The 20,825-nt window shown below is 67.9% G+C and carries 13 protein-coding genes; 9 read left to right on the top strand and 4 right to left on the bottom strand.

What is annotated here, in order from left to right:
* A partial coding sequence (locus J7E94_RS35665; protein WP_215015656.1) for an RHS repeat-associated core domain-containing protein occupies nucleotides 1-5,585 on the bottom strand: 5,585 nt, incomplete at its 3' end.
* A 786-nt stretch (nucleotides 5,586-6,371) separates the two neighbouring features.
* Here J7E94_RS35665 and J7E94_RS35400 point away from each other — a divergent pair.
* Nucleotides 6,372-10,556: a LamG-like jellyroll fold domain-containing protein gene (locus J7E94_RS35400; protein WP_215015658.1), complete on the top strand. Its 4,185-nt coding sequence runs from the start codon at nucleotides 6,372-6,374 to the stop codon at nucleotides 10,554-10,556.
* Nucleotides 10,557-10,779: 223 nt separating this feature from the next.
* Complete coding sequence (locus J7E94_RS14630) at nucleotides 10,780-11,307, top strand: hypothetical protein (RefSeq protein ID WP_215015660.1); 528 nt, start codon at nucleotides 10,780-10,782, stop codon at nucleotides 11,305-11,307.
* Nucleotides 11,308-11,513: 206 nt separating this feature from the next.
* Here J7E94_RS14630 and J7E94_RS14635 read toward each other — a convergent pair whose 3' ends face one another.
* A complete protein-coding gene (locus J7E94_RS14635; RefSeq protein ID WP_215015662.1) occupies nucleotides 11,514-11,831 on the bottom strand; it encodes a helix-turn-helix transcriptional regulator in 318 nt (105 codons plus the stop codon).
* Between the two features lie 94 nt (nucleotides 11,832-11,925).
* On the opposite strand from J7E94_RS14635, the gene J7E94_RS14640 reads away from it, so the two are divergent.
* From J7E94_RS14640 to J7E94_RS14655, 4 genes are all read left to right on the top strand, one after another.
* The gene (locus J7E94_RS14640) at nucleotides 11,926-12,828 is read left to right on the top strand and encodes a hypothetical protein (protein ID WP_215015663.1); all 903 of its coding nucleotides are present in this window, start codon (nucleotides 11,926-11,928) and stop codon (nucleotides 12,826-12,828) included.
* Nucleotides 12,825-14,594 carry a hypothetical protein gene (locus tag J7E94_RS14645; RefSeq protein WP_215015665.1) on the top strand — a complete coding sequence of 590 codons (1,770 nt, stop codon included), beginning with the start codon at nucleotides 12,825-12,827 and terminating at the stop codon, nucleotides 14,592-14,594. Before J7E94_RS14640 ends, J7E94_RS14645 begins: the two co-directional genes overlap by 4 nt.
* Nucleotides 14,595-14,962: 368 nt before the next feature.
* Nucleotides 14,963-15,568, top strand: a complete 606-nt coding sequence (locus J7E94_RS14650) for a DUF6461 domain-containing protein (RefSeq protein WP_251056677.1) — start codon at nucleotides 14,963-14,965, stop codon at nucleotides 15,566-15,568.
* Nucleotides 15,569-15,626: 58 nt separating this feature from the next.
* Nucleotides 15,627-16,115: a DUF4265 domain-containing protein gene (locus J7E94_RS14655; RefSeq protein ID WP_308345051.1), complete on the top strand. Its 489-nt coding sequence runs from the start codon at nucleotides 15,627-15,629 to the stop codon at nucleotides 16,113-16,115.
* Between the two features lie 37 nt (nucleotides 16,116-16,152).
* Here the strand turns inward: J7E94_RS14655 and J7E94_RS14660 are convergent, their stop codons facing one another.
* Complete coding sequence (locus J7E94_RS14660) at nucleotides 16,153-17,034, bottom strand: barstar family protein (protein ID WP_215015669.1); 882 nt, start codon at nucleotides 17,032-17,034, stop codon at nucleotides 16,153-16,155.
* Between the two features lie 229 nt (nucleotides 17,035-17,263).
* On the opposite strand from J7E94_RS14660, the gene J7E94_RS14665 reads away from it, so the two are divergent.
* Nucleotides 17,264-17,767, top strand: a complete 504-nt coding sequence (locus J7E94_RS14665; protein WP_215015671.1) for a hypothetical protein — start codon at nucleotides 17,264-17,266, stop codon at nucleotides 17,765-17,767.
* A 198-nt stretch (nucleotides 17,768-17,965) separates the two neighbouring features.
* Here the strand turns inward: J7E94_RS14665 and J7E94_RS14670 are convergent, their stop codons facing one another.
* Nucleotides 17,966-18,283 carry a helix-turn-helix transcriptional regulator gene (locus J7E94_RS14670; protein WP_215015674.1) on the bottom strand — a complete coding sequence of 106 codons (318 nt, stop codon included), beginning with the start codon at nucleotides 18,281-18,283 and terminating at the stop codon, nucleotides 17,966-17,968.
* Between the two features lie 72 nt (nucleotides 18,284-18,355).
* On the opposite strand from J7E94_RS14670, the gene J7E94_RS14675 reads away from it, so the two are divergent.
* Nucleotides 18,356-19,285, top strand: coding sequence for a hypothetical protein (locus J7E94_RS14675; protein ID WP_215015675.1), 930 nt, complete (start codon nucleotides 18,356-18,358; stop codon nucleotides 19,283-19,285).
* On the top strand, nucleotides 19,282-20,745 hold the full coding sequence (locus J7E94_RS14680; protein WP_215015676.1) for a hypothetical protein: 1,464 nt from the start codon (nucleotides 19,282-19,284) through the stop codon (nucleotides 20,743-20,745). The genes J7E94_RS14675 and J7E94_RS14680 overlap by 4 nt, the downstream gene beginning before the upstream one ends.
* Nucleotides 20,746-20,825: the final 80 nt, after the last annotated feature.

Here is a 20,825-nt window from a genome sequence, read left to right on the forward strand (position 1 = left end):
CCGGTGGATCGAGGCTCAACCTTCGCCGATACCCCGGCAGACCAGCCGATCTTGTCTGCGAACTGCTCCGCCGCCGCGTACATCGCCTGCTCGCTATACGAGAAGGTAACTTCCACATCGCCCGGCGCTACGTCCAGCATTCCCGCCGTGGTGTAGTCGGTGTAGTACGCGTTTCGCACCCAAAAGGTCTGCGACCACATGACGTCCGGGCCGCCGGACGGCGCGACCAACCCCTTCGGCGTCCTGGGTGGCATCGTGGTGCAGCCATCGCAGTAGTGCCGGGGTTGTTTGCTGCTGGAGCTCTGCGTGTGCTTGGGCGGTCCCGGCTCATGCCCTGGTGTGGTGTTCTCATGGTCGGGTGTAGGGCGGGTGGGGCAGTCGACCTCGGCACACATCCCGCTTGGGTCAGAGTCGGTGAGAGGGCTGTTGTTGGCGTAACTGTAGGCGTTCAAGGCCTGCGTGGCCTCAGGTACCAAGACTGGGTCGACGGAAAGGAAGCGTCCCAGGCTCGGGTCGTATTCGCGGGCTCCAAGGTGAGTAAGTCCGGTGGTCTTGTCCTGGGTACCGCCAACGAAGCCGCGTTCGCCGGGCCAGGCGGCCGGCTTGATGCCACGCTCCTCGCCGAACGGCTTGGCCCCTCGGCGCTGGACCTGGAGGGTGGCGGCATCAATAGCGGTGGTGCCGGTGTTGTGGTGGTCTGCGGCGACGTATGCGACTTTGCCCTCAGATGTGCGGACGATGGTGGTGTCACCCGGAGCCGCGTAGTAGCGGGTGCTGGTGACCTTGTCAGTGGTGGTGTCGCGGGTGAACTCATCCGAGCCGAAATACAGGGTTGTTTTGCCCGGATCCCTACGAGCCAGCCTGTTACCCGCCGCATCGTAGATGTAGGTGGACGTACCCACGCTAGTGATGGCCGAAGCCAGCTTGCCTTCGGGGGTCCAGGCCAGCGTCTGGTTGGCCCCGGCGGCGCCGGGGCGAGTCAGGGTATTCCCAGTGTTGTCGTAAGTGAGATCCACGGAGATGGCCGGGCCGGTACCGGTCTTCTTGGCGCTGGACGTCGGGGCGTGCGGGCGTGGAGAGCCCGGCGCCGGGTAGGTGTGGGTGGTGGTGACCGTCTTTGCCGCGTCGCCTGCGGGGTCGTGGTCGGTGGAGGAGGTGCGGTTGCCGGTCACGTCGTAGGCGAAGGACTGGCGGTAGGGAGCCGGGCCGCCGATCTTGCCCGGCTGCGGGGTGGTGTTGGTACAGCCTCCGACGCCGGGTACGGAGGGGCCGGGCTGGGTCGTCGTGGTGCCCGTGTCGGTCCAGGCCTGGGTCAGGCGGCGCAGGTAGTCGTAGGTGAAGCACTGGGTGTCGCGCGTGGTGCCCTGGGTGCTGGTGACCGAGGTAACGTCGCCGGCCGGGGTGTAGGTGTAGTCGGTGATGTCGACCGGGGTGGCTGCGTCCTGCTTCTTGAGCTGCGTGGTCAGGAGGCGGCCTGTGGCCGGGTCGTGCATCTTGGTGAGGCTCACCTGCCGGGGATCGTCACCGAAGGTCGTGCGCTGTACTGCGCCGAACTCGTCGTAGTCGGTGAAGTTGACGTAGCCGACGTTGTCGGAGCCGTAGGAGACGGGGAGGCCATTGATGTTGCGGCCGGTGTAGAGGCGTTCCTGGGGCAGGCCGCCCATGGCGGGCAGTGTGGTGCGGCGCTCCAATCCGGTGATGGGGTCGTAAGTGGTGGCGGCGGTGTACGTGCCGGTGAGGGCGCCTTCTCCGGCGGGGACGGTCAGCTTGGTGCCAGTGGGCCGGTAACCGGTGTCGTACCCGGTGGTCTCCTGCCGCCAGGGCTTGCCGTCCACCCAGCTGGTGGAGGCCGTGAGCTGGCCGGGCAGCAGAGTGTCGTATTCGTAGGTGGCCAGTTTGGTTCCGTCGACGGCGTTCAGATTGCGGGAGACGGGACGGCCCAGGATGTCGTAGCTGGTAAAGACCGTGGTACCGCGGGCATCCACGGTGGAGACGGGATGGTCGGCGTTGTCGTACGTGACGGTCGAGGTGCCCTTGTCGGGGTCGACCGAGCGGATCTGGCGGCCGCGGAGATCGTAGTCGTAGGTCCAGGCGTTGCCGGCCGGGTCGGTGATCTGGGTCAGTTTGCCGTCGGTGTTGTAGGCGTAGCGGGTGGTGTCGTAGTCACCCTCGGGCTTGATGCCCTTGTACTTGCGGCGCTCTACCGTGCGGCCACGGGCGTCGGTGATGACGCTGCTGGCCATCTCACCCCGCGGCGGAGTGGTGTCGGTGCGGTCGGCGCCGGGGTAGGCGGTGGTGGTGCGCCACTGCTCGATCGCCTTCGAGGAGAAGGTCTTGGCGACTGGACGGCCGAGACCGTCGTACAGGGTGCCGTTCTGGGCGGGAATCATGTTCTCGTTGGCGATGAAGCGGGTCTTCGCGGGATCGGAGGTGTTGTTGAAGTAGGACTCGTTGGTCTTGAAGGCGCGGCCGAGGCTGTCGTAGTAGGTGTCGGCGATGAGGCGGCTGGTCGCTGCTCCGTTCAGCGGGGTCGACTGGACCTGGATCTTCTGTCCAAGGGCGTCGAGGATGGCGATAGAGGTCCCGTAGGACTGGTCCGACCGGAGCGTTTGCGTGGTGACCGAGCTGGTGCCGGTGCTGGTGAGGTCGTAGGTGAACACCTTGCTCGCGGTCTCGCTGCGGGCACGGCCGGGCAGCCAGACGGCGGTGGTGCGGCCCAGCGCGTCGTAGGACACCTCGGTGACCCGGTTGTTCTGGTCCACGGTCTTGACCGGTACGCCGCGCAGCGGGTGCAGGGTGGTCGTGGTCGTCCAGTCCTTGGCGTTGGTGACCTTGACCGTGGTGGCGGGCGCCGGTGCGGCCGGCTCGTACGCCGTCGTGGTTTTCTCGCCCGTGGCGTCAGTGGCGCTGGTAACGCGGCCGTAGGCGTCGTAGGTGGTCGTGCCCTTCAGGCCGTACTTCGGCTGGCCTCCCTCGAAGCGGTCCAGGTCCTCCGTCCGGGTGACATGGCCGGGTCCGGTGAGGGTTCCGTGGGGCTGGTCGTCGTAGAATGTGCGGTCCTGGCTAAGGATGTTCGCCTCGGTCGCGGCGGTGGTGCAGTCGCCGCTCTGGATCTGGGTGGTCTCGGAAACCCGGTCGATCATCCAGGCGGCGGTGTTGCGGGCGTACTTGGTGATGGTGCAGGTGTCCGGGAGGCCGTCCGCCTGGTCCCGGGTCCATTCCTCCATGCCGTAAGTGTCGTCGTACTTGACGGTCTCCGAGGTGGTCTGCCAGGTCTTGTCGGCGCGTAGCTTCTTCTCACGGGAGGATCCGTCGCGCTGCATTTGAGCTGTGAGTGCGGGGAGCTTGGTGCCGCGGCTGCGGTTCGCGGTTTCCTTGGAGAGCCAGGGCTCGTTCTGGGAGACAGCGACGAGTTCGCCGCCGTCGGAAGCGAAGGTCTGAGTCTCTCGGACTGTGCCGGCGAGCGGGTTGCTGTCCTTGACCGTGTTCCCCGTGAGGCCGGTGAAGGTGGCGGTGCGCTTGGTTCCGTCAGCCTTGACGTCGCCGTCCATGCCGCGCAAGTAGAAGGTGGCGGACTTGGCGACAGCGTCGGGGGCGGTGCCGGAGCGGGTGATGACCTGTTCATAGCCGCGGAACTGGTTCCAGGTGCGGCGCTTGTCCTCGGTCAGCTCCTCGTCGTCGCGGTGCCAGGCGGCGCCGCCGACGTATTCGTAACGTGTCTCCTGAGGGCGAGAGCCACCGAAGGGGTCGAGTTCGGTGACCCGCGTGACGACGTACTTGTGGAACCAGTCCAGGGTGGGGTCGAGCGGGCTTTTCTCGTCCGGGTTCCAGTAGACGGGGAAGCAGCGTGTGGTGTTCAGGTCCTTCGATGCCGGCAGTCCGGCGCCCGGTGAGCAGTCCGGGTCCGCGTATCCGACATCCGTGACCTGACCGGTCTCGGAGGTGATGGCGACAAGCCGGCGGCGGTTCATCGCGGGCCTGTTGTCGACACTGGAATCGACACGGTTGTTCCGGAACTGGCCGGTGAAGGTGACGGGCTTGGTGGGGAGGGTGGTCGTTCCGTCATGGCCGGTGTGCAGCAGGGACGCCAGCCACAGGGCGGGGGCGGTTTTGTCCGCCGGGTCAGGGAACTCGTGTGCCAGTTCGTAGGAGTCGACGTTGTCGTAGCCGCCCGTGCCGTTCAGGACCTGGGTGGTGATGTTCGTGAGGCGCTTGGTGGTCCAGAACGTGGCGGCGTAGTTCTCGCAGGTGCCCGTGGCCGCGCAGTTCTGGTCGAAGGGAACGTCTTTCCACTTGGTGGCGTTGGCTGTGGTCAGCTTCGCCGGGGCGCAGTCGAAGTCCTTCTCCGGTAGACAGCGCTCGGAGGTGGTGAAGAGGACCTGGGCAGTCGGCTTGACGGTGTCCGCGTCGGCCAGCTTCGAACCGTAGGTGATCTTGGCGAGGTTGCCGCCGCGGATGTAGGAGGTAAGCGTGCCGTTGGGCGTCGCCTCGGATACTCCACGTTTGTAGTAGTTGGTCTCCGTGTTGTACCAGTGGGTGATCACACCGCCGCGCGGGTCGACGACGAAGTCGAGGTTCCAGCGCCAGGCCTGCTGGCACCAGGAGGTGGCGAAGGTGGACTTGTTGCACTCCTCGCCCGCATTGTTCCCGTAGACAGGGGTGTTCCAGGCAGAGTTGGTGGCCGGCGCGGTGGAGCTGCCGGGCTTACGGCCGACACCGAAGTAGTACTGAGTGCCGTCGGGCGTGGTGATCTTCCAGTACTCGCCGTTGTTGTCGCCGTTGGCCGCGCCGGTCAGCTTCTCGACTTTCGAAGCGTCGTCGTTCTCAAGCCGCCAAGTGCCGGACGAGTCGTCACGTACAAGGGTCGAGGACTTGCCGTTCAGGGAGACGGTCGCGTTGTGACCGGCCAGGCACTGCTCGCTGGAGTCGGCTTGGCCGTCCTTCGAACAGGGCTTGAAGCTGCGCTCGACGAAGCCGGGCGAGTAGTCCCAGCCCTCTCCGATCCATGAGGCCTGGTTGTTCGTGGCAGCGGTGCGGCCGTCCACGGACTGAGAGCTGTAGTCGAGGGAGATGGTGGGCTTGGAGCCGCCCAGCCCGTCCGGAACGTTGATCGGGTACGACCAGGAGAACCCGCCGGCGTTCCCGCTGCGGCTCCACTTGCCCGACGGTGCCAGGCTGGTCGCGGTGTAGGTGCCCGCGGGGCCGCCCGGTGCGGCTGTCACGCCGAACACCGTAGCCCCGCCCGAGGCAGCAGTAGCAACGCTATTGCGTGCACTCTCGGCTGCCGAGTCACCCTTGAGGGGAACTTCCGCGCTGAGCAGCCCCGCCCTGTCGCCGTCCCTGACGGTGGTGACGGGTGTCTGCGTACGGCATTCCGTACGCTCGGGGGTGGTCAGTGCGCATTCGGGAAGCGTGACCAGGCGGCTCCGGTACAGCCAGTCACCTGCGAAAGCACCCGCGATGTGCGAGACGTCCACCGAGACCTTGACCGGACCGGCCTTCAGCGCTTCCCCGGACGGACGGATCGCGAGCAGCAGGCCCTTGATGCCGGCTTTCTCTGCTGTGGCCCTGTCCGTGAGCTGCACAGCGGCTTTGCCCGTGCGTGGAGCGTCCTTGGCTGACGCGGGGCTCACCCAGACGGGAGCGGCGCCTACGCGGCTCGGGTCGGCGGCAGGGGCCGCCGGGGCACCGGAGGGTGCGGGCGTGGTGAAGAGGGAACCGGGCGGAGCAGCGGGTGCCACAGCGCCGAGATCCACCTCGGCAAGAGAGGCAGGCGGCCAGTACACATCTTTCGGGCGCCAGGCTGTGGCACCGGCACCCTTAGGCGCCTTCGGATCGACCTTTGGAGCGTTCTTCCCAGAGACCGACTCGGTTTTCTTTAGTACGCCCGGCGACCAGCGGCGTTGATCTTTGGACTGCCACTGCGCGGCTTGGGCGGTGCCCGTGCCGACGACCAGCGAGAGTGCCACTAACACTGGAATTGCGATGCGCTGTTTGATCTTCGAGTTACTTCTCATCGCGCGAAGTCCAGCTCTTGGTAACGGCACGGCATGCCCCCCACGGTCGCCGAGTGGATCAATTGGCCTGAGAGCCTAGCCTGTTGTCGGTTCGCCAAACGCGAACCAACCCGGACAAGACACCTCCGTCCGACCTGTGAGATTAGAAAGATCGCCTGAAACTCGACCGTCCACTTGAGTGATGGCTTGATTCCGGCGATCGATTTATCACGATCCTGCGAAATAGTTCCAGGGAATACTCGGTTCCGAATTCGTTATCCTGCGCAACGCAAGCGAAGGAGCTGTTAGCGTTCACGCCCAGTTGTCGGAAACGATCACACTGGGGAGTTTGCCGTGGGGGGCATATCGCGAAGAATGCGACCAGCCAGTCGGCCGGTCGCCGCGGCAGGGCTGGTCGCACTGGCCCTGTCCATCACGTCCGTCGGCGTGGCGCCGAGCGCCACCGCAGTGGACAAACCATCCGCACCGACCGCTCAGACTCCGCCGGAGAGGCCGACGACCGAGCGGGAGCGGGCAGAAGACGCCGCGCTGGCCGAGGCGAAGCGCACGGGGAAGTCGGTGCCGGTGCAGGTGGCGACGACGGAGACCGACACCGTGGTGGCCAACCCGGACGGCACGTTGGGGTTGACTCGCAGCGTCGCGCCCCTGCGGACCAAGCCCGATGGCAACTGGGTCGATTTGGACGCCACCCTGGTCAAGGCGGCCGACGGCGCGCTCCGCCCGAAGGCGACGGTGAGCGGCCTGACCCTGTCCGGGGGCGGCACCGCGCCGCTGGCCACCCTGGACCAGGACGGCAAGCAGCTCGTGCTGACCTGGCCGGAGCCTCTTCCCTTACCCGTGCTGGAGGGTGACAGCGCCCTCTACCGCGAGGTGATCCCGGGCATCGATCTCAAGGTGACGGCCGATGTGAGCGGTGGCATCTCCCAGATCCTCGTCGTCAAGTCCGCCGAGGCCGCCAAGCACCCGAAGCTCACCAAACTGACCATGGGGCTCAAGGGCGAGGGCGTGAGCGTCTCCGCCGACGGTAATGGCAACCTGAAGGCAGCCGACGGATCGGGCCGTACCGTATTCCAGGCGCCGACGCCGACCATGTGGGACTCCACTGCTCCGGTCCAGGCTCCACTGGCCAAGTCCTCCGGCACTTCCTTCTCGAAGACTGCGCTCACCCAATCCGGCACGGACGGCGAGGCGGCCAGGTCCGCCTCGGACAGCACCGGCCCGGCAGATTCCGCGAAGGTCACCCGGCTCCAGGCCGACCTCGGCAAGGACTCCCTCGCCCTGACCCCGGACAAGGCCTTCCTGACCGATCCCGCCACGGCCTACCCGGTCTTCATCGACCCTGCCTGGCAGCCCACCAACCGCGGTACCCAGCACTGGGCCTGGGTGCAGGAGGCGTACCCGACCACCGTCAGCTACGACGACTACGGCGACACCTACGACCCGGGCGTCGGCTACCAGCGCTGGCGCACCAGGACGGGCCTGGAGCGCTACTACGTCCAGCTCGACACCAGCGACCTGCGCGACAAGGCCATCAAGAAGGCCTCGTTCTTCGCCACCCAGTCATACGCCGCCGACGCCGGCTGCGGCAACACCTACAACGTGGACCTGCACTCCACCGAACCGCTGCTCTCGGACATCACCTGGAACACCCAGCCCCGCGACTGGGAGGTCCTGCGTACGACCTCCCTCAACAGCGCGGGCGGCCCCGGCTGCCCCGGCTCCACCACACGCGGCGAATGGGACGTGCGCGACCACCTCGCCGCCAACGAATGGCGCGGCAGCATCACCTATGCCCTCTTCGCCTCCAACGAGTCCAAGAGCAGCAGCAACACTTCCTTCAAGCGGTTCACCCGCGACAAGAACAACCTGCCGTTCCTCTACATCGAGTACAACCGGGCGCCGTACGACCCATGGGAGCTCGGTACGTTCCCCGTGCCGCAGAACCCGAACGGCAACGGCTGCGGCTGGGTGGGTGCCACCAACTACGCCGGCCTCAGCATCGGAGCCTGGATCGGCGACCCGGACGGGCAGCCCAACGACGCCATCTTCGACGTCGTCGACACCGCCAGTGGCGCCGTGGCGTACAGCAGCGGCTGGATAGGGGCCGCAAGCGGAACTCACTGGGTGTCCGCACACCCCACCAACCTCACGGACGGCCACGCCTACCTCTGGCGCGTGCGTGGCGGTGACGGCGACATGATGTCGGTCAATTCCAGCACCGGCTGCACCTTCACGATGGACACGCAGCCGCCGTCCGTCCCGGTCGTCACCTCTGCCGAGTACCCGCCGTCCGGCACCCTGCCCGGCTCCACCAAGTACATCGGCCAGCCCGGAACCTTCACCGTGAAGGCCGCCGACCCCCTCAGCGGCGTCCTGCACTACGAATGGGCCTTCAACTCGACCATCCCGGTGGGCGGCGCCAACCGCGTCGACCCCACCGCCGACGGCAGCGCGGCCATCCCGCTGACTCCGACGACCTGGGGCACGAACATCCTGCGCGTCCAGGCCGTGGACCGAGCCGGCAACCGCTCGCAGCAGCAGACTTACGCCTTCTACGTCCCCGACAACCCGAACGCGAAGACCACGCTGGGAGACATCACCGGCGACGAACGCGTCGACTTCATCGCACCCGCGGACAACGGAGACCTCGTCGTCTACCCGACCGCAGTCGACCCCGCCGCCGGCGGCGTCATCGCCTCCAACGTGGCCAACAGCCCCGGCGGCAAAGGCTGGGGCGCAGGCACCCTGACCACCCACCGCGGCGGCAACGGCATCCGCATCGACGACCTCTGGGTCCACCGGGACGGACAGCTCAAGCTCTACCGCAACTCCCTCACCCAGGGGGGACTCGCGGCCAACGGCGGGCTGTACTACAACGCAGGCAAGGCCGTGGCCGTCCAGCGGCCTTACGCAGAAGACTGCAAGGTGGCCGCCACCGGCCAGCCATGCGGCACCGAGTACGCCGAGGACTGGACCCGGGTCAAGCAGATGCTCGCCGTCGGCGACGCACTGCCGGAAACAGGCGTCACCCCTCGCAATGACCTCCTCACCGTGGAAAACGACGGCACGAACAGCTCACTGGTCCTGTTGCAGGGCACCGGCACCACCGGTGAACTGCGCGACCCGGTCGTGCTCGTCCTCAGCCGCTCCGGCTGGGACAACCTCACCCTCATCGCCCCCGGCGACGCCACCGGCGACGGCCTCCCCGACCTCTGGGCCCGCGACAAAACCACTGGCGACCTCTACCAGTACGCCAACGTCGCCGGAAACCCCGCGGCCCTCGGAGACCACACCAAGCGCACCAAGATCGGCTCCGGACTCCAAGCGGCCACCCATCCCGTCGTCGGCTCCTCCGGCGACACCAACGCCGACGGCCTCCCCGACCTGTGGGCCCTGGACAGCCTCCACCGGCTCCGTACCTGGGACGGCGTCGCCACCGCCGGAAAGGTCACCGGCTTCCAGGCGGCTCACACCATGGGCGACGCACGTATCTCCACCTCACAGTGGAAGCTGAACGAAGGCACCGGCACCACCGCCGCCGACCTGCGCGGCCGTAGCAACGCCACGCTCAGCGCCACCGGCGCCATCTGGAGCGACGCAACCGTCGCCGGCACGGCGACCAGGGTCGTCTCCCTCGACGGCACGACCGGCACCGTCACCGCCGCCGGCCCCGGCGTCGACACCAGCCGCAGCTTCACCGTCTCCACCTGGGCCAAGTCCGACAAGCCGTCCAGCATCGTCCTCAGCCAGGACGGACAGCACGCCAGCGGATTCATCCTCTGGCACGACCAGGACGGCACCTGGCGGTTCGGAATGTCCAAGAAGGACGACGACAACTGGGACTACGACCAGACCATCGTCATGAACGACGCAGCCAAGGCCCGCATCAGCGTGTGGACCCAGCTCACCGCCACCTACGACGACAAGACCGGCATGATCGCCCTCTACGTCAACGGCACCCTCGCCGGAACCGGGCACCACGCCAAGGCCAACGCCTGGAACGCCACCGGCCCCCTCGTCCTGGGCCGCTACAAGAACCAGAGCAAGCCGGACCCGGCCTCCTACCTCAAGGGATCCATCAGCAACCCGGCCGTCTACAACCACTCCACCGTCCCCTCCGCGACCCGCACCACCCTGGTGTCGGCCGTCAGCAGCAACAAATGCGTCGACGACTACCCTGCGAGCAACGAGGAGGGAAAGCTCATCCAGATCTGGGACTGCGACGTCAACGGCACCACCCAGCGTTTCGAGATCGGTGAGAACGGGGAGCTGCGGGCGGCCGGGAAGTGCGTGAGCACCGGTGGCGGTACGCAGAACCGCACGCTGCTCCAGATCTCGACCTGCAACGGCACCGGAGCCCAGCAATGGCTCCCCACCGCTGCCAGCGGCTTCTACAACCCGCAGTCCGGGCGCTGCATCGATCTTCCGAACGCGCGCCTCGACAACGGCACACGGCTCGAGCTCCAAGACTGCAACCAGTCCAACGCGCAGCGCTGGCTCGCCTCAGGGCTTGCCTCGCCGCTGGGCACCACTGGCTGACCTCACCCCCTATGGGCCCGTCTCCTCCGAATCCCCGGAGGGGACGGGCCCGCCGCTGTCCGAGTCCGCCCTTTGCGTAGTAGTGGGGTGGGCAAGCCCTACAGCAGAGGCGCAACGCCCGAGCCATTCCCCCCTACAGCTTTTGCCGATCCCTCCCCCGACGGCCTGTAGCCCTCGTAAGGTGTGCGCGAGTTGATGTTGCGGTGAGCTGTGGGAGGGGCCCATGACCGCGGGAGCGGACCGGCACTCAGTGCTGTTCGGCACGCTTGCGTTGGTGCGGGAAGAACTCGACGCGCAGGCCGGTGTCTGCGAAGCCTTGGCCGCCCAGCTCGCGGCCGCCCAGGAACGACTTTCCCGTCTCGAAGGGTTGCACGGGTCCCTGACCGAGTCGCTGCCCGATCTGGGCGTCACCAGTCCGGCTTGGGCAGCTGCAGGCGCCGCACAAGCCGATGAGGCTCACGCGGAAGCGCCCTCGGAACTGGGCGACCTGTCCGATGAGTCGAACACACTGCAGGATTTCATCCTGGTCATCCTCGCGACCTCGGACCGGCCGATGCACGTCGACCATGTCCGGGAGACGATCCTCCACCTGCGGGAGCAGGGCCGGACGGACAAACTCGGGAATTCGAAGCGCCCGACCGAGGACGTACGCACGGCTCTGAGCCGGCTCGTCAAGAAGGGTCGCGCGTCGAAGGTTGGCCCGGCCTTGTACACGGTGACTCGCGCGCCTGAGAGCTCGGAGGGCGCCTAGCGAAGACGTCTGCCCCTGATCACTTTGTTGATGGGGATGGTGCCGCCGGGGAGCAACCCGGCGGCACCGTACGTGCCTCTGATCAACGGTTCACGTGCGTCCGAGCCTAGTGGAGATCACCGGCCGCCGGGCGTGCGTGGCCTATTTCTGCATGCCGTTCCAGCGAGGAATGAGCGGAAAGAAGCCTATTCATGTCACTTCGTTCGTCACCGCACGGCCGAGGCCGGGCCCGAAGCGCCCGGCCACAGCGCTGCCCCGAGTCCGTCCTCCAGGCGACTCACAGTGAAGACATCGGGCCAGCTGGATCCCTGGAGCAGGTTGGTGATCGCCTGCCGGTTGACGCCGCTGACGGCGGCGACCTGCCGCAGGCTGAGCCCCTGTTCGGCCATTTGCTCCATCAGCGTCCGGGCAAGAGCCTGGACGACCCGGGCCTGTGGGTGGTCTGCCAGGCCCGCGTGGGGCCACGACTGCGGATCCGCGGCCAGGTCCCTCGGCGTCGTACTGCGCTGGGTACCACCGGGCATCGAGATGCGCTCCTTTCAGGTCGATGTGCACTATGACGAGAAATGCGGCTATTTGATTAGCCGCTATTCGTGGCATGTCGTGTTGGAGACCGAGATGAGTCACGCGATCCTGCGGTACCGGCCGAAGCAGGCACCGCCCGAATGGGAAGCGGTGGCCGACGGAGTACGGATGATCGTCGCCACCGTCGCCGACCACGTCCCCTACAGGCTCACGACACTGCTCGGGGTGGTGGCCACGCTCGCGGTCAGTGCCGAGCGCGCCGGCCTGCCCCGCGACCCGGCGGTCTGGCTGGAGCAGAGCACCATCACGCGCTGCCTGCTGGAGAACGAGCGGCTCAAGCCCAAATCGACCCAGACGTACGCGTCCGTCCTGGCCCGGGTACACGAGACCCTCGTCTGGGTCGAGCGCGGCGAGCCGGCCCGGCCGCGTCTGCACACCGACCGCTCCAGGGCCGAGCCCTACAGCACCAGCGACCTCACCCGGCTGGACGCCTGGGCCTGCAACCTGCCGCCCGCCCCGACAGGGCGCGGCAACGCACTCGCGCTGCTGACCCTGGGTGCCGGCTGCGGGCTGCTGCCGTTCGAGTTGCTCTCGGTTCGCGGTACCGACGTGCGCAGCGATGCCGTAGCGGTCCGGGTTCCGGGGACGGACCGGCTGGTGGTGTGCCGGTCCTTGTGGGAGGAATCTCTCGCAGAGCTGGCCCGGACGGCCGGACCGCGCTACCTGTACGCGCCTGACCGGCAGGTCGAGCGTCCCAAGAACGCGATCAGCAATTGGGTCGCCCGCCACCGTCCTGGTGATCCGAAGATCCCGGTGCCGGACATGCGGCGCCTGCGGGCAACCTGGATCGTTTCGCTCCTGCGCGACCGGGTGCCAGCAGATCTCATCGCCAGGGCCGCCGGTCTGGCCTCCGCCGCGTCGCTGGCCGCGTACATGCGGTGGGTACCGGAGCTGTCCGAGGACGCCGCCATCAGGTTCCTGCGGGGGTGGGCATGAACCCGCACCGCAAGCGGCGACGGCCCGCCCCCTCACCGCACCCGTCCAGGCTCAACGACCGCCATGTGCGGCAGATCATCGCTCTGATCCGCGCCAGCGGCGTACTGGAGGAGTTCGCCCGGCTGGAGGCCTCCCGGCCCGGGCCCCGCGGCCTGCCTGCCGAGACCGTTCTCGTGGGCATGGTGCTCGCGGCACGCGAGGCGCGTACGACCAACGTCAACGACGCCTGGGAATGCATGCAGTTCAAGCTGCGCAAGCCCTGGCTGAAGTACTTCCGCCTCAGGCAGGTGGACGCGACCGATGTGGACGCGACGCGCGCGTCCGCCAAGCGCTTCTACGACGCCTGGTCTCGGATGACCAGCATGCTTGATCCGGCCCGCCATGACCGGCGCACCCGAATGGCCCGGCACGAAACCGCGCCCTACCGCCGTGCCTGGCAGCACCGCTGCGGGCAGGACGCCACACCCGAGCTCTCGCGCATCGCCAACAAGCTCGTTCTCACGCCCGTACGGATCGCCATCGCACGTGGCCTGATGGACGACTGGGGCGGGGACCTGTCGGTGGACACCACCGCCATCGCCTCCTGGGCCCGGCCCAAAACTAGACACCACGCGTCCCTGGAGGTCAGCGCCGGCTGGCACGTCTCGGGCGGTGGCGAGAAGACATTTGGCTACAGCGCCACTCTCCTCGTCGCCGGGCATGCAGATCCGAATCTCGCGGGCCGCTACCCCCAGCTGTGCATGGGCATGTCTGTGCACAGCCCCAGCAAGGAGACCGGACCCCAGGTGGTCCGCCTGCTCGGCATTGTCAAGCGTTTGTGGAACCAGACCGGATACCTGGCCGGCGACCTCGCCTACTCCGACGCCAGGGTCGAGAACTTCCGCGCGCCCGTGCGCGCCCTCGGCTACAAGCTCGTCCTCGACTACAAGACCACCATGGTCAAGAAGGACAAGGACGCCGTGGAAGGGGTCATCGCCATCGCTGGCGAGCTGCTCTGTCCCCACACGCCCCAGCGTGTCATCGACGGCTACCACCAGATGGCGGGGGCCAAGGGCAGCGCGGAACGCGAAGCCCTGCTCCCCCGCCTGACCCGGGCAGACCCCTACCTGCTCCCGCTCAAGCAGTCCGCGGACCATCGCGGCCTGGAACGCCGGCAGTGCCCGGCCGCGGGCACCAGCCCCCGCGTCACCTGCCCCTGGGCCCAGGAACGCGACTCCGCCTCGGTCCGAGCACGCAACCGCACCGCGCCACCGCGCCCTGTCAGAACGCCCCACATCGTCGATCTCGACAACCCCCGAGCCCGCAAGGCCGACCCCGGAGCTCGCCCCCAAGTGCGCCCGCCCGACCGCCCCAGCCACCGCCGGCCCGCGATTTGCCAGCAGTCCACCATCACCGTGCCTGCCGACCTCATGCCCAAACTCCGGCAAGAGCTCCCCTGGGGCCGCGCCGCCTGGCAACGCGCCTACCGCAGCCTCCGCAGCCACATCGAGGGCCTCAACGGCCGCGCCAAGAACGTCGACACGTTCCTGCACTCCCGCGAGAGGCGCCAAAGCCGCGGCCGCGTCGCCCAGACCCTCCTGAGCGCCGTGCAGCTCTTGGTGGAAAACCTCAGGAGCATCGAGGGCTACCTGCGCGACCGGCGCCAGTGGTGCGAAGAGCATTACACCCTCGGCCACATCCCCACCACACCCGACCCCTACGAGGCCGAAGTTCCGGCTGAGGGTCAGCCCCGGACGATCACCAACCCGGCGCCCCCGGAACCCTAGGCACTCCGCACAAGCAACAGGATCGACAACCGACGCCACAGCGCGCCGCAAGGCCACCCCGGCCCCGCGGCCGCTTCGGCATGCCCGCGAACCCATCGCACGCTCCGCTCGCCCTGCCCACGGACCCGCCACCGGCCTCCCGGAGCGGCATCCCTGCCGTGCCAAGCCTCAGATACGAGAAATCCCGCCCAGTTCGATGAACTGGGCGGGATCTCGTGACTCGTTCACGACCTAAGTCGTGAACGGCCTGTTTGTGGGGTGTTCACGAGTACCGCTGACCAGGCTCTCCTGAGGCTTACGAAGATCGTTTCCCACCCGTTGACGGCCGGCCTTCTTCGCTGTCAGACCCAGGGGCAAGGATGAGCGGCATGACGAAGACCGGAGCGGACTACGCGTGGTTCGAAAACGACTTTCCAGACATCGCCGAGGCGTACTGCTTCATCCTGGTACGGGGCCTGTCACCTGCTGAGCTGATGTCCCGGATCGGAGGCCGACTGGAGGCGCCCTTGCAGGGCATAGCGGCGGTCACCAACGCCGCCTTCGACCAGTACGACCTGGAGGATGGCGCCCGCCAGTTGGTCGCCATGACGACCGTCGGCGCCTGGACGCTCCTGATCGAGCCCAACGGCTATCTCGGGGTCACGGAAGATCGAGTCCTGCCAGTCTCCGCCGGGGCGAGCTGGGTTTCGCACTTCGTCAACGTCAACGCCGTCGGCACGTTCCTCTGGGCGGAGGACCAGGTCCTGCGGCTGTGCTTCGACCCGATGTTCGCGGAGGACAGGTGGGGCACTGCTCCTGACGAACTTCTCGACGTCATGCAGCGGATTGGCTTCCATCTCGAGGAGGAGAACCCTGAAACTGACCTGTCCTCACCAGCAGCCTTCCCTCTGGCCGAGCACCTGACCGGCATCGCCATCACTCCAGCGCTACTCCAGGACACGACGTTCACCTGCGCCACCATCCAGATTCAGTGACATCCTCCGTCCGCACTCCCACCTCTGGGCTCGTGGATGCGACGTGGATGATGTCGCGGTGACGAACATCAGTAGTGACCACGTGAAGGTCCACTTCCGGATGGACATAGACGAGGACGGTTGGCCGCCGGCGAGCGTCGAGAGCCTGTGGGCGGTGGACCTCGGCGACGGCACGGTGCGACTGGACAATACGCCCTGGTTCGTCCGCGGAGTCGCCAGCGGGGACATCATCAAGGTGGAGCTCGACGGCGACGGCCTCCGTTGGGCCGGAGAGACAGTCCGAGCTTCGGAGAACTGCACGATCCGGCTGATCGTGCTGAAGGACGGTGGCTCAGCCGCTGCCCGGCAGAGTGTTCTGGAGATCTTCCACAGCCTCGGTACGACCGGTGAGGGAATCGAGCAGTACCGGATGGTGGCTCTGGAAGTCCCGCCGGCGGCGGACTTGCCGAAGATCCGCAGGCTCTTGGAACACGGTGACGCCAAGGGATGGTGGCACTGGGAGGAGGGGTGTGTCACTGCCGCCTGGAAGTCCGCCGCCTCGGATTGAAGGTCCCTCAGCGTGCCCCTGAGGTGGTGTCACGTTCTCACCGGCGTTTGGCGTCGAGCCATTCGTCGCTGTTCCACATGACGGGCATGGCCCCGACTGGTTCGAACCGGATGTCGGGGTCGCTGCTGTGGATCAGGCAGAAGAAGCGGCGCTGAAGCACGGCCGTACGGCGGGCCTGGTCGGCAACGATGTCCAGAACGACCTGGGCCGCTCGCGGGCAGGCGGTGGCGAAGCGGTCGTAGTCGGTGATGGACAGGACGAGCCCGGTGCCTTCTGGTGAGTCGTCGTACGGGCCGTAGCAGGCCACGTCGCCGAGGCAGTCGTTGAGCGCGTCGAGGTTGTGACCGTAGTAGTCGGGGAACTGCAGCGCGGCGGCGACATCCTTGTGCAGGTCCTGCTCGGCGGCCCACTTGCCCGCGGCGAGGCGAATGACGCGGAAGCCGCGGTCTTCGAGTCGCAGGACGGCTTCCGAGAGGAGTCTCCGGCGCCAGAAGAGGGTGACGAAGGTGTTCGCCATGAATTCGATGCCGGGAAGCCTGGTTGTTCGGCCATCCGGTGCCGATTGCGTGGCGGCTTCGCGCCGGAAGGCGTCCAGCAGCTGGAAGAACTCGGCGACCGGGGTGGAGTCCGGGGGCGTACTGCGTTCGATCTCGGCGGCCCAGCCGAGGGAGCTGGGCGTCCCGCGACGCTCGTGAAGCCATTGCGTGAATCGCTCTTCGGGCCAGAAGTCGAAGGGTTCGTCGATCGCGTGCACGCCGAGCGCGACGCGGTAGCCGGTGAGGACTGCCTCCAGATGGCGGAGTGAGCCACCCGGCAGCCACATGTCGGGCCTCAGCCGGATCTGGTCCAGGAAGTCGTACACGTCCGTGCAGTCCTGCCAGTGTTTGACGGTGTTCTGCGGGCTGTCCTCGGTCGGCATGGGGTGAGCCTACGGGGCGGGCAGGAGTGGTCTTTCAGAGGAGGAGTACGTACGCAAGGCGGGCGAGCATGGTCGTTTGGGAGCATCTGCGGTCACCCTCTGCGATCTTGTTGTGGCTCGCCCTACGTTTGGCTGGGGCTTCCAGTGCCGCGAGGCCCCGATGCCGGCTGGGTGAAGGCAGGGCCGCGATACGTCGCTCTTCGAGCGTCTTGACACGGAAGAAGCCATTGTGCGTGGGGAGTTGTCCACGCTTCGCGAGAAGATCGCGACTGCGGAGGAACGTCTGGCCCACCTGACGATCACACGGGAAACCCTGCGCTCCCTCACAGGCCATGCCGACACTGCCGATGACAGCGACGAACCTCAGCCGCAGGAGCAGGGATCAGCTGGCGGCGAGGATCCCGTGGATGCGTCGGCGTCCGAAGCACCGCCCGACGACGTCGCGGATCCGGGTGGCCCGCCGGTCTCGTCGGGGCCGCTGGCGTTGGCGGTGGCCCGCGAGCGGATGCTGGTGCTGCTGGCGGGGGCCGGGCGGGCGATGAAGGCGCAGGACATCGCCGCGGCGATCGGCGAGGACGTCTCGGATACCTCGAACGGGCGGAGGACGGAGACGACCCGGTCGCGGTTGAAGGCGTTGGTCCGGGAGGGCCGGGTCACTGAGGACCCTACGGCCTGGTTCGCGATCGCCCCGGCGCCTGCCAGGAACGGGCAGGACGGGGCCGCCATGGCGTGAGCACGGCCGCGAGCGTGCGGCATTCCAGGGGTGGCACCGCCGAGGGTTCAGCTCGGCGGTGCCGGATTGCGTGACCGCCCAGCTGAGGGTGGCTTCCGCACGTCCGAGCGTAGTAGAGGCATTCTCCGCTCGTCGTCCGGAGCCACGAAGTTCGTCATGCCCGTTCGCTGTTTGGCGATTCCGGGCACGGATCGAGGCTCAATGCGTTCTCTTCCGTTCGATATCGACGCTCTCCGGCCACAGCGTGTCGCCGGTGAAGTGAGCAAGGCGGGCGACGGTCGCCACGTCGGGCCAGGACCGTCCGGCCAGCAAGTCGGCGATGGCCTGACGGTTGACGCTGGAGCCGGCTGCGGCTGCCCGCAGACTCAGCCCGTGGCCGTCGAGGGCCCGGGCGAGATTTCGGGCGATCTGGCGGACCGCGTCGGCGGCCGGGTCGGCGCTGGCCTGCTCGGGCCAGGCTTTCGGATCCTGGGTGAGCTGCCGGGGGGAGCGTGCGCGGGCGCGTCCGCCGACCATGCGCGCACCACCTTGTCTGTTGAAGTTGATCAGTTGTGGAATGGCTGCTTGTCCAGCCGGTATGCATGGACCGTGGTCCTTGATCCCGTCACGTCCGCGAAGATCACCCGGTATCGGCCGCGGGCCGCGCCGCCGGTCTGGGAGGAGGTCGCGCCGCTGGTCAGGTCGGTGGTCGCCGCGAGCGTGATGGCGGTTCCCTACGACGTGGAGAGGTTGCTTCACGTCACCGGCCGGCTGGCGTTGTGGGCCGAGGCGGCGGGGCTCGAGCGTTCTGCGGACGCGTGGTTGCGCAACGAGGTGATCGACGCGTTTGTTCTCTCGCGCGCCGGGGACATCGAAGCGTCGTCGGTGCGGACGTACCGGACGTGGCTGCTGCGAGTACGGGACGCGCTGGCCTGGAGCGAACGCGGTGAGGCGGCCCCGGCGCGGATGCACGCCGAGACAAGTCCCTACCAGCCCTACAGTGCGGCCGAGTTGGCGGGGCTGCGGCACTGGGCCGCTCATCTGCCCCGGCAGCAGAGGACCGATGCGCTGGCGCTGCTGGGTCTGGGTGCCGGTCTGGGGCTGACGCCGAGGGAAGTGGCGGCCAGCCGGGGACTGGATTTGCGGCGCCCCAGCAGGGAAGGGCCCCTGCTGCACAGAGGGGTCGACCGGCTGGTCCCGCTCGTGGCCCGGGCCGCCTGGGACTCGGTGCTGGGCGAGCTCGCCGACCTGGCTGGGGGCGGGTACTTGTTCCGGCCCCGGCGGACCGTCGAGTACGCCAAGAACCTGATCGGCTCCTGGTCCCTGATCCACCGGCCGCCGCAGGGCCTGCCGGTGGTGTCGGTGGGCCGGGCGCGGGCCACGTGGATCGTCGAGCTGATGCGCTCGCACATCGATCACCATCTGATCGCCCAGGCAGCCGGGCTCGCCTCGGCCGCGTCCCTGGCCCGCTGGCAGCATCTGGTCCCTCCCGTCGACGTCACGACCGCAGCACGGCTCCTGCGCGGACCTGAAAGGTGAGCAAGCCTCGGGCCTGGCGGAGACCGGAGGAGATCAGGAAGTGCCGGCCGCGGCCGGTCACGGACGCGCCGTTCGAGATCCCGGACTCGAAGGTCGGCCAGCTCGATGCTCTCCTGCACGGCTCCAGGGTGCTGGAGCTGATCGATACCGAGCTGGCGGGCCGCCCCGGTCCGGACGGGCTGCCGGTGCGAACAGTGCTCGTGGGGCTGCTGCTGTCTTTGCATTACCACCGCAGCGCGAGCCTCGCGGACGTCTGCCGCGTTCTCCTGGACGAATTGCGGGCCCCCGCCCGGGGCTGGCTGGGCGTTCCGGATCCCGGCCCGCTTGACGATCACGGTCGGCACGCGTTCACCCGGCGCGTCTACCGGTCCTTCGACCGGTTGACCACTGCCCTGGACCCGTTCCGCTGTGACCGGCGCCGTCGGCTGCCCGCAGATGCGGCAGCGCTTGCTGTTGCGGCTTGGGAGGGCGTTGATGACGAGCGCGTGCGCCGAAGGGCCCTGTTGCAGGAGATCAGCGATCGCCTGGTCCTGACCACGGTCCGTCTCGCCCACCGCCGTGGCATGTTCAAGGGCTGGCGGGGCGACGTCGGCGTCGATACCACCCCGTTCCCCTCCTGGCACCGCCCGCCCAGCAGACGACGCAATCTCGCCTCCGTCGAGATCACGGCCGGCTGGCACTTCTGCGGGGGCTCCGATGAAGGGATCTTCGGGCACTCGGCCACCCTCCTCGTTGCCGCGAGCCGCCGGCACCCAACCGGCCACCCCCAGGCCGGGAAACGCGTGAGCGGGCACCCGCAGCTCGTGCTCGGCCTGGTCCTGGACACCCCCGGCAAGCGGATCGGACCGAACGCGATCCACGCCCTGACAAAGCTGGTCCCTTTCGGGTTCCCGGCCGGGATCCTGGCCTCCGACCGCGCCTACACCGACCAGGTCTCCGAACACTTCGCCCAGCCCGCCCGCCGCCTGGGCTACCAGCTCGTCCTTGACTACAAGCAAGAGCATCGAGGCATCCAGGGCACCCACCAAGGTGCCCTGCTCGTCGACGGCTCCCTCGCCTGTCCCGCCATGCCCACCACCCTGGCCCAGGCCACCAACGGCCTCGACGACGATGCCGTACGCGGCATCGACGACAACGTCCAGCTCAGCGAGCAGATCACCGCGCGTGAGCCCTACTTCCTCCGGCTCAAGGAGTCCGCGGACGAGCGCGGCGCGATCCGGCTCCAGTGCCCTGCCAGCGGGCCCTCGCCCGCCGTGGCCTGCCCCCGCTTCAACCAGGTCCATCAGATCCCCGCACCACGGCCGGCCGCCCGTCGACCTCACCAACCGGCGGGCCACCGCCGCACACACCGCGGCCAAGCTCACCGTCCCGATCCCTCAAGCGGAACGCCTGCGGGCCCTGCCCCAGAAGGAACTGCCGCGGATCTGCCAGAAGCCCACGATCACCGTCCGCCCGGGTGACCTCGGCAAGCTCGACAAGTTCCGCCAGGATCGGCACTACCTCCACCCCACCTGGCAGGACGCCTACCGCCCCGAGCGGG

The sequence above is a fragment of the Streptomyces sp. ISL-94 genome (assembly GCF_018614075.1).
GTDB lineage: Bacteria > Actinomycetota > Actinomycetes > Streptomycetales > Streptomycetaceae > Streptomyces.